Origin of the sequence: Stenotrophomonas sp. HMWF023 (genome assembly GCF_003060985.1) — a bacterium.
Taxonomy (GTDB): domain Bacteria; phylum Pseudomonadota; class Gammaproteobacteria; order Xanthomonadales; family Xanthomonadaceae; genus Stenotrophomonas; species Stenotrophomonas lactitubi.
In genome coordinates this window covers 1-8718 of the sequence record NZ_QAIJ01000117.1, presented here as the reverse complement: position 1 = coordinate 8718, position 8718 = coordinate 1, and the positions used below count along the sequence as shown (strand labels likewise).

Genomic DNA, 8718 nt, shown 5'->3' with positions numbered 1-8718 from the left:
TTGGCGCGGGCGTGGGCTACGCCGAGGGCGAATCGGCCATGGCGGTGGGCTACCAGCGCGTACTCAACGACAAGGGCTCAGCCACCTTCAGCCTCAATGGCGCGTTCACCAACAGCGGTGAGCGCAGCATGGGCGTGGGTGTGGGCATCGGCTGGTAAGCCATGGCGCCCCGGTGTGGTGCGCGTAACGAGCCCCGCCGCGCCGGGGCCATTGCAGAGGAAATTGCGATGTACAGCTTCATGAGCCGCTTCATGACCTACCGGCGCTACTACGTCTGGCGCGCCCGCATCCGCTACGTCACCCACGACATGGATACGTGGACGCTGGCGTGCCTGGTGTTGATGATCTGCATGGGGCTGATGGTGTGGGGGTTCTGGCGCGTGGTGAACGTGCCGCCGCCGCGCATCCATCCGGAAGCCGCCGCGGTGCGGGTGGAAGTGCTGACCGACGAAGCGATCCATCGCATCGTGCTGGTGCGCCACGGCGGCACGACGCCGGGTCATCCCTTCTACAGCGCCGCGGAGATCCGCGGCAGCACCCAGCGCACGCTGCGGGTGCGGCAGACGCTGCAGGACCCGGTACCGATGAAGCTGCAGGCGGACATGTACGCGGACATCGCCGACTACATCAACGCTACCGGCACCTGCATGCCTTTTCCCTGCCGCCGCGTGAGTTTCCGCATCGAACAGTTGCAGCGGTCAGGGCGCGAGAGCGCGGTACGCAACAAGGCTCTGGCCGAGATCCTGCAGGTGCCGTGGTACCTGGTGCCGAACCTTGATGGCGAACGGATGCGTGTGCGCAGTGGTTGGGCGGATGATTTCCAGGATGTGTATTCGCACGCCTGGAACCTGCATGACCTGCAGAAGATGCATGCGCGCATGATGGCCGAGTATCCGCATCGGGCCGCGGTGCCGTGGCTGGCGCGATTGGCAACCCCGACCGAGGAAAAGCTGATCTTCCCGTAGAGCCGAGCCATGCTCGGCTGCTCTCCGCGCAGATCGCGGCAGCCCCGAGCCGAGCATGGGCTCGGCTCTACGCCGGTCAACCGCCGATGTAGGCGGTGATCTCCGTCTCGGCCAACAACTGCCGCAACTGCGTGGCCGACGCCCGCCGCATGGGTTTCTCATCCACCGGCGACAGCGGTGCCTGGCGCAGGGCGTCGTAGGGCAGCACGGCCAGGTCGAAGGTCAGTTCTTCGGCACTGAACACCCACACCGGGACATCCAGGTTGCGCTCGCGGTCCAGCCGCAGGCGCCGCGTGCGCGATTCGGCGGGGATGCGGTGCTCGTCCAGGAAACGATGCACGGCCTCCGGGTCGTCGCTGTGCAGGTGCAGCTGCACGGGGCTGTTGGCGTCGGCGGTGCCGTCCAGCACGGGGCCGGCCAGGCGCGGCGAGAACCCGTGCAGGAACTCCAGCGCGCGCAACGCGGACTCGCGCCGCCGCTGCAGTTCGTTGCCGTGTTGTGGGCCGGAAAACAGCCGCTGGTACTCGCGCAGGGCCTGTTCGATCTCGACGTTGCGGGGCAGCGAGGCGTCGTCGTGGATGCCAAGACGGCTGGCGGCCTTGAGTTTGGCCTGATGGAAGTCGCGGATTCCGCCTTCGGCCATCAGCCGGGCGGCTTCGTGGGCGAGGCGATGACGCCGTTCGCGGGTCTGGCTGGCAGCATGCTGGTGAGCGCGGTGCATGCGATGACTCCCTGTTGCGACCTGGCTACAGACTAGCGCAGGCATGTGACATCTGCGTGGGTATTCCACGGAGGTGCCGCTGCGCTCGCCGGGCATGGCCCGGCGCTACCCGGGCAAAACTGCGGCGTGCGGATGCAACCGCGGTTGGCAGCGACCAAGGTAGCGCCGGGCCACCCCCGGCGAATATGTCGGCGCCAACCAAGGTTGGCATCTACCGGGGTAGCGCCGGGCCACACCCGGCGGATGCATCGGCGCCAACCAACGGTTGGCACCCACCGGGCGGTGGTAGCGCCGGGCCATGCCCGGCGAATGTATCGGCGCCAACCAAGGTTGGCACCCACCAAGCCTGGCCTTAGAAGATATCGAACGCGGCCGCGTCCGCCTGCGGGGTGCTCTGCAGGTTGAGGTCGTAGTCTGTCAGGCGGTCCATGTCTTCCACCTTCACCCATTCCACCGCGCCATTGAGCGTGGCCTGGACCATGCCGCTCGGCGGTTCGTTCTGCGCGATCGGGGTGTCCTTCAGCGCGGTGCGCATGTAGTCGATCCAGATCGGCAGGGCGGCCTTGCCACCGTATTCGCGGTAGCCCAGCGAGCGGAAGTCGTCGCGGCCCACCCACACGGTGGTCACGTACGAGCCGCCGAAGCCGGAGAACCAGGCGTCACGGTGATCATTGGTGGAGCCGGTCTTGCCGCCCACGTCTTCGCGGCCGAGTACCTTGGCCTGCGCGCCGGTGCCGCGCTGGACCACGTCGCGCATCATCGACACCAGCTGGTAGGCGGTGCGTGCGTCGATCGCACGCGGTGCGGTACGCGCATCCGGGTTGACCGGTGCGGCTGGCGTTTCGCTCTTGGCTTCCGCCTTGGCGGCGGCGGTGGCGTCAACCTTGGGTGGCGGGGCACCGAAGTTGAAGCCGTCCACCACCTGGTTCACCGGCTGGTCGCTGCTGCCGGCGCAGTCGCGGCAGGCCATCGCCGGGTTTTCCTTGAACACCAGGTTGCCATCGCGGTCGAGTACCTGGTCGATCAGCCAGGTGTCCACGCGCGAGCCGCCATTGGCGAACACGGCATAGCCACGGGCCACCGACAGCGGCGTCAGCGAGGCAGTACCCAGCGACATCGACAGGTTCGGCGGCAGCTCGGATTCGGCAAAGCCGAACTGGCTGATGTACTTGCGCGCGTAGTCCACGCCCATGCCATCAAGCAGGCGCACCGAGACCAGGTTGCGCGACTGCACCAGCGCTTCACGCAGGCGCATCGGGCCACGGAAGCCGCCGCCGTCGTTCTGCGGTGCCCAGGTCTTGCCGCGGCGGTCGCGGAACACGACCGGGGCATCGAGCACGATCGAGGCCGGGTTGTAACCCTTGTCGAAGGCGGCCGCATAGACGAACGGCTTGAAGCTCGAACCCGGCTGGCGCCGGGCCTGGGTGGCACGGTTGAACTTGTTGCCGGAGAAGCTGAAGCCGCCGACCAGGGCCTTCAGTGCGCCGCTGTGGGCGTCCAGCGAGACCAGCGCGGACTGGCCGCGCGGCAGCTGGTCGAGCAGCCACTCGCCCTCCTTGGCACCTGCGCGCACGCGCACGATGTCGCCGCGCTGTACCAGCTTGGCCGGGCTCTTGTTGGTCCACTTGGCGGCACCGGCCGGCAGCACGATCTCGCTGCGGTTGGCCAGCACCACGGTGGCACTGCCGTCGGCGCCGGTGCTGGCGACGATGGCCGGCAGCAGGCCGGACTGCGAGAACGTGCCGCGCAGGTGCTCGGCCAATGCAGCGGCATCATCGCCGGTACCCAGCTGTACCTGCTTCTCCACGCCGTGCCAGCCGTGGCGATGGTCGTACAGCAGCAGGCCGTCGCGTACCGACAGGTTGGCGGCGGTCTGCAGCGTCGCGTCGATGGTGGTGGTGACGTGGTAGCCCTTGTTGACAACGTCGCCGCCGAAGCGGGCGATCATTTCCTGGCGCACCAGTTCGGCCACGTAGGGCGCATCGACCTGCACCGGCGGCTCATGCGCGGTGGCGTGCATCGGCACGGCCTTGGCCGCGTCGGCCTCGGCCTGGCTGACGAACTTCAGGTCGGCCATGCGCTGCAGCACATAGTTGTCACGGCGCTGGCGGGCGCGCTCCGGGTTGGAGATCGGGTTGCCCGAGGACGGGAACTTGGGGATGCCGGCCAGCGAGGCCATCTCGTCCAGGTCCAGTTCGCCCAGCTTCTTGCCGTAGTAGAACTCGGCGGCGGCGGCCACGCCGTAGGCGCGGTTGCCGAAGAAACTCTTGTTCAGGTACAGCTCGAAGATCTCGTCCTTGCTCAGCTCGGACTCGATCTTGCGCGCCAGCAGGATCTCGGCCAGCTTGCGGGTATAGCTGTACTCGGAGCTGAGGAAGAACTGGCGGGCCACCTGCTGGGTGATGGTGGAGCCACCGGGCACGCGCTTGTCGTTGGTGGTGGCCAGCAGCCACACCGCGCGACCGATGCCCTTGTAGTCCACGCCGCCGTGCTCGTAGAAGCGGGCATCCTCAGTGGCCAGGAACGCCTGCTTCAGCTTCTCCGGCACGTCCTTCATGGTGATGGGGGTACGCCGGGTCTCACCGAACACCGCCATCAGCTTGCCGTCGGCAGCGTAGACGTACATCGGCTCCTGCATTTCCACATCGCGCAGGGTCTGCACGTCGGGAAGCTTGGAAGAAACGGCGTAGTACAGGCCGCCAACGGCGGCCGCTCCGACCAGCGCCAGGACCAGGACAACAAGGAAGATCCAGCGCAGCCAGCGGCGGAGACGGGTCATCGGTGTCAGATTCCGATTGCGAATTTCGTGGTCGCAGAGTATAGATTACGCAAGGTGGCGGCTGGGGCCGGCACTGGGGAGTGCAAGGGGACGCCAGGGGCTGCGTGTTCATCCTGTGAGGGATGTCACAGCAGGGCGGTTGCCATTTGCTAAGAATACGTTATTAATGCGCGGACGCAGCTCTTGCGTCCAAGTGCCCGTCGGCAGGGGAGAAACCGTGGGGCTCATCCCAAAAAGTCAGTCGCCGCTTATTGGCGTCGACATCAGTTCGACTGCGGTAAAGCTGTTGCAGCTTTCACGCAGCGGCAACCGTTTTCGTGTGGAACATTACGCCGTGGAACCGCTGCCGCCGAACGCGGTGGTGGAGAAGAACATCGTCGAAGTGGAGGCCGTGGGAGAGGCCATCCGCCGGGCGATGAACCGTTCCGGCAGCAAGGCCAAGCTGGCCGCTGCGGCCGTGGCCGGTTCGGCGGTGATCACCAAGGTGATCCCGATGCCGGCCGACCTGGACGAGAACGACATGGAAGCCCAGATCGAGCTGGAAGCGGTCAACTACATTCCGTATCCGATCGAGGAAGTGAACCTGGACTTCGAGGTGATCGGGGCGATCCCGAACAACCCGGAAATGGTCCAGGTGCTGCTGGCTGCCTCGCGTTCGGAAAACGTTGAACTGCGCCAGTCCGCACTGGAACTGGGCGGCCTGCAGGCCAAGGTGATGGACGTGGAGGCCTTCGCGGTCGAGAACGCCTTCGCCCTGGTGGCCAGCGAGCTGCCGGTTTCGGCCGAGGGCGTGGTTGCGCTGGTCGATATCGGCGCCACCATGACCACCCTCAACGTACTGCGCGGTGGCCGCAGCCTGTACAGCCGCGAACAGGTGTTCGGTGGCAAGCAGCTGACCGACGAGATCATGCGCCGCTATGGCCTGAGCTACGAGGAAGCCGGTCTGGCCAAGCGCCAGGGCGGGCTGCCGGAAAGCTACGAGATGGAAGTGCTGGAGCCGTTCAAGGAAGCCACGGTGCAGCAGATCAGTCGTCTGCTGCAGTTCTTCTACGCCGGCAGCGAATTCAACCGCGTCGATCACATCGTGCTGGCTGGCGGCTGTGCCGCCCTTGCAGGCCTGCCGGAGATGGTCGAGGAACAGCTGGGCGTGCCGACCGTGGTCGCCAACCCGCTGGCACAGATGACCCTGGGGCCGAAGGTGCAGGCGCACGCGCTGGCCCAGGACGCCCCGGCGCTGATGATCGCGACCGGTCTGGCGCTGAGGAGCTTTGACTGATGGCGCGCATCAATCTATTGCCCTGGCGCGCCGAACGGCGCAAGCAACGCCAGCGCGAGTTCGGCATCATGCTGGGTATGGCCGCCCTCGGTGGCTTGCTGCTGTCGCTGTTGATCTGGTTCTACTACGACATGCAGGTCAGCGGGCAGAACGATCGCAACGCCTACCTGCAGACCGAGATCGACAAGGTCAAGGAGCAGAACACGGAAATCGACCGCCTTGACGAGCAGAAGAATCGATTGCTGGCCCGCAAGGCGGTGATCGAGCAGCTGCAGGCCAAGCGTTCGCAGATGGTCCACCTGTTCGATGCGCTGGTCCGCACCATTCCCGATGGCGTGGTGCTCACCGCCCTGCAGCAGGAAGGCGACGTGCTGACCCTGGAAGGCCGCACCCAGTCCAATGCACGCGTTTCGGCTTACATGCGCAACCTGGAAGTCTCCGGCTGGATGACCAATCCGGAACTGGCGATCATCGAGGCGCGTGAACCGGACAAGGACAAGGACGGACGTGCGACTGGTCCGGTGGCCGACATCAAGGCATTGCCGTATGTGTTCAAGGTCAAGGTCAAGCTGCCCGCGCAGAGCGAGGAAACAGCGACGACCCCGGGCCTGAACCCTGATGGCAGTGTGGCCGGCACCGCGCCGGTCGCACCGCCGGTCGCACCGCTCAGTGCCGGGCCGGACGCTGCGGCACCTGCTGCTGCACCGCCGTCGGGATCGACTCCGGCAGCTACGCCGGCGACTGCCCCGGCACAGGCACCAGCGCCGGCCGCACCGCCTGCGCCGGCCGCACCGGCAACCAAGCCTGAGGGCAGCCGCCTGGCGCAGCCACCGCAGGCCTTCCACGCCCCGCTGCAGGGGGATCGCGCATGAGCAGGAAAGTCGACATCAAGAACCTGGACTTCAACGACATCGGCAACTGGCCGAAGAACGCGAAGATCGTGTTCTGCTCGCTGATCGCCCTGGTCATCATGTTCGTGCTGTGGATGCTGCTGGTCAGCGGCAAGCGCGAGGAACTGGCCGGGTTGGAATCGAAGGAGGTCGAGCTGCGCACCCAGTTCACCAAGGAACAGGAACGCGCGGTCAATCTGGAACCGCTGAAGCAGCAGCTGGCACAGATGGAGCAGGTCCTGCAGCAGATGCTGCGGCAGCTGCCGAGCAAGACCGAAATGCCGGACCTGATCATCGACATCTCGCAGACCGCGCTGTCCAGCGGCCTGTCCAATGAGTTGTTCGAGCCGGAGCAGGAGCAGATCAAGGAGTTCTACGCCGAGAAGCCGATCAAGCTGCGGATGGTGGGCAGCTACCATCAGTTCGGAGCCTTCGTCAGCGGCGTGGCCTCGTTGCCGCGGGTGGTGATCCTGACCATGCACGACATCAACCTCAAGCCCAAGGACAAGACCGGTGGCAACGTCCGCGCCGGAGCCCTGGAACTGTCCGGTACGGTCAAGACCTACCGTTACCTGGATGAGGCCGAGGTCGAGGCACAGCAGAAGGCTGAAGCGGGCAAGGAGGCGAAGAAGTGATCCGTTCCTTCATTGCACGTGGTGGGATGGTGCTGATGGTGGTGCTGCTGGCCGCCTGCGGCCGTGGCGTGACCAGCACGCCGGGTGATGCACCCAACCTGGAAAAATGGGTCGAAAGCGAGCGTGCGCGACCGGCGCAGCCGCTGGAGCCGCTGCCGGTGATGCAGCAGTTCGAGACCTTCGAATACTCCGCGCAGGGCATGCGCGATCCGTTCACCGATGCCTGGACCAACCCGCAGCAGGGGAATGGGGGACTGCGGCCAGATCCGAACCGGCGCAAGGAGCCGATGGAAGGCTTCCCGCTGGACGCGCTGGACATGGTCGGCACCATCGGAACAGGCGCCGGTACCGTGGCGCTGGTGATGGGGCCGGACAAGGTGACCTATCGGGTGCGTCCCGGCGGTTACCTGGGGCAGAGCGACGGGCGGGTCACCGCGGTCTTCGAAGACCGCGTGGAGCTGATCGAACTGGTGCCGGATGGCGCGGGTGGCTGGCTGGAACGTCCAGCAACACTCGCGCTGGAAGATCAATGATCGTTTACTGGGGATAGCACGATGACCTTTCACCAAGCCAAGGGGCTGCGTCCCATCCGGCGCTCCACCTTGAACCGCATCAGCGCGCTGGGAGTCGCGTTGATGCTGGCCTGCGCTCCGGCGCTGGCCGCCGCACCGTCGGAAAAACCGACCGGCACGGCGCTGGCGGCGACGCCGGCCGCTGCACCGGCAGGCCTGTCGGTCTCGCGCATCGACTTCAAGCGTGGCGATGACGGCGCAGGCCGCCTGATCCTGCAGTTCGACGGCCAGGGCGCCATGCCCGACCTGCGCAGCCAGGGCAACAGCGTGGTTGTCGATGTCGGTAACGCGCGCCTGCCGGCCAACCTGCAGAAGCCGATGAACGTCACCGACTTCGCCACTCCGGTGCAGCGCATCGATGCCAAGCCGTCCGGGGCCGGCACCCAGCTGGTGCTGAGCACGGGCGGTCCGGTCGAGTCGCTGGCCTACCAGAGTGGCAACGAGTACGTGGTGGAGATCAGCCCGCGGCAGGCGCAGGCCGCCGTTGGCGCAGTCACTGCCGGCAGCGTGACCCAGGCCGCCAAGGGCGTGCCGCAGCGCGGCTTCGCCGGCAAGCCGGTGACTTTCAACTTCCAGGACGTGCCCGTGCGCACTGTCCTGCAGCTGATTGCCGAAGAGTCGAATCTGAACGTAGTGGCCTCCGACTCGGTGCAGGGCAATGTGACCCTGCGCCTGGTCAACGTGCCGTGGGACCAGGCGCTGGATATCGTGCTGCGTGCCAAGGGCCTGGACAAGCGTCGTGACGGCAGCGTGGTGTGGGTTGCGCCGCAGTCCGAACTGGCCAAGTTCGAGCAGGAGAAGGAAGACGCGCGCATCGCCATCGAGAACCGCGAAGATCTGATGACCGACTACGTCCAGATCAACTACCACAGTGCCACGC

At 66.2% G+C, this 8718-nt stretch carries 9 protein-coding genes; 7 read left to right on the top strand and 2 right to left on the bottom strand.

What is annotated here, in order from left to right; all coding sequences use genetic code 11:
- Positions 1–11 precede the first annotated feature (11 nt).
- Together DBR20_RS06140 and DBR20_RS06135 are read left to right on the top strand one after the other, a co-directional pair.
- On the top strand, positions 12–158 hold the full coding sequence (locus tag DBR20_RS06140; RefSeq protein ID WP_258223225.1) for a YadA-like family protein: 147 nt from the start codon (positions 12–14) through the stop codon (positions 156–158).
- A 69-nt stretch (positions 159–227) separates the two neighbouring features.
- Complete coding sequence (locus tag DBR20_RS06135) at positions 228–965, top strand: hypothetical protein (protein ID WP_108265568.1); 738 nt, start codon at positions 228–230, stop codon at positions 963–965.
- A gap of 76 nt (positions 966–1041) precedes the next feature.
- Here DBR20_RS06135 and DBR20_RS06130 read toward each other — a convergent pair whose 3' ends face one another.
- Both DBR20_RS06130 and DBR20_RS06125 read right to left on the bottom strand, forming a co-directional pair.
- On the bottom strand, positions 1042–1686 hold the full coding sequence (locus DBR20_RS06130; protein ID WP_089236654.1) for a hypothetical protein: 645 nt from the start codon (positions 1684–1686) through the stop codon (positions 1042–1044).
- Positions 1687–2038: 352 nt separating this feature from the next.
- Positions 2039–4465, bottom strand: coding sequence for a penicillin-binding protein 1A (locus DBR20_RS06125; protein ID WP_108265567.1), 2427 nt, complete (start codon positions 4463–4465; stop codon positions 2039–2041).
- Between the two features lie 217 nt (positions 4466–4682).
- Between DBR20_RS06125 and DBR20_RS06120 the strand changes: the two genes are divergently transcribed.
- The 5 genes from DBR20_RS06120 to DBR20_RS06100 form a co-directional block, all read left to right on the top strand.
- Positions 4683–5741, top strand: a complete 1059-nt coding sequence (locus tag DBR20_RS06120; RefSeq protein WP_032951624.1) for a pilus assembly protein PilM — start codon at positions 4683–4685, stop codon at positions 5739–5741.
- Positions 5741–6613 carry a PilN domain-containing protein gene (locus DBR20_RS06115; protein ID WP_108265566.1) on the top strand — a complete coding sequence of 291 codons (873 nt, stop codon included), beginning with the start codon at positions 5741–5743 and terminating at the stop codon, positions 6611–6613. Before DBR20_RS06120 ends, DBR20_RS06115 begins: the two co-directional genes overlap by 1 nt.
- Positions 6610–7266 carry a type 4a pilus biogenesis protein PilO gene (gene pilO, locus DBR20_RS06110; protein WP_108265565.1) on the top strand — a complete coding sequence of 219 codons (657 nt, stop codon included), beginning with the start codon at positions 6610–6612 and terminating at the stop codon, positions 7264–7266. The genes DBR20_RS06115 and pilO overlap by 4 nt, the downstream gene beginning before the upstream one ends.
- Positions 7263–7799 (top strand): pilus assembly protein PilP, encoded by a 537-nt coding sequence (locus tag DBR20_RS06105; RefSeq protein ID WP_181393029.1) that lies wholly within the window; start codon positions 7263–7265, stop codon positions 7797–7799. Before pilO ends, DBR20_RS06105 begins: the two co-directional genes overlap by 4 nt.
- Before the next feature lie 21 nt (positions 7800–7820).
- Positions 7821–8718 (top strand): AMIN domain-containing protein (locus DBR20_RS06100; protein ID WP_181393028.1); only part of this gene is annotated, 898 nt, incomplete at its 3' end.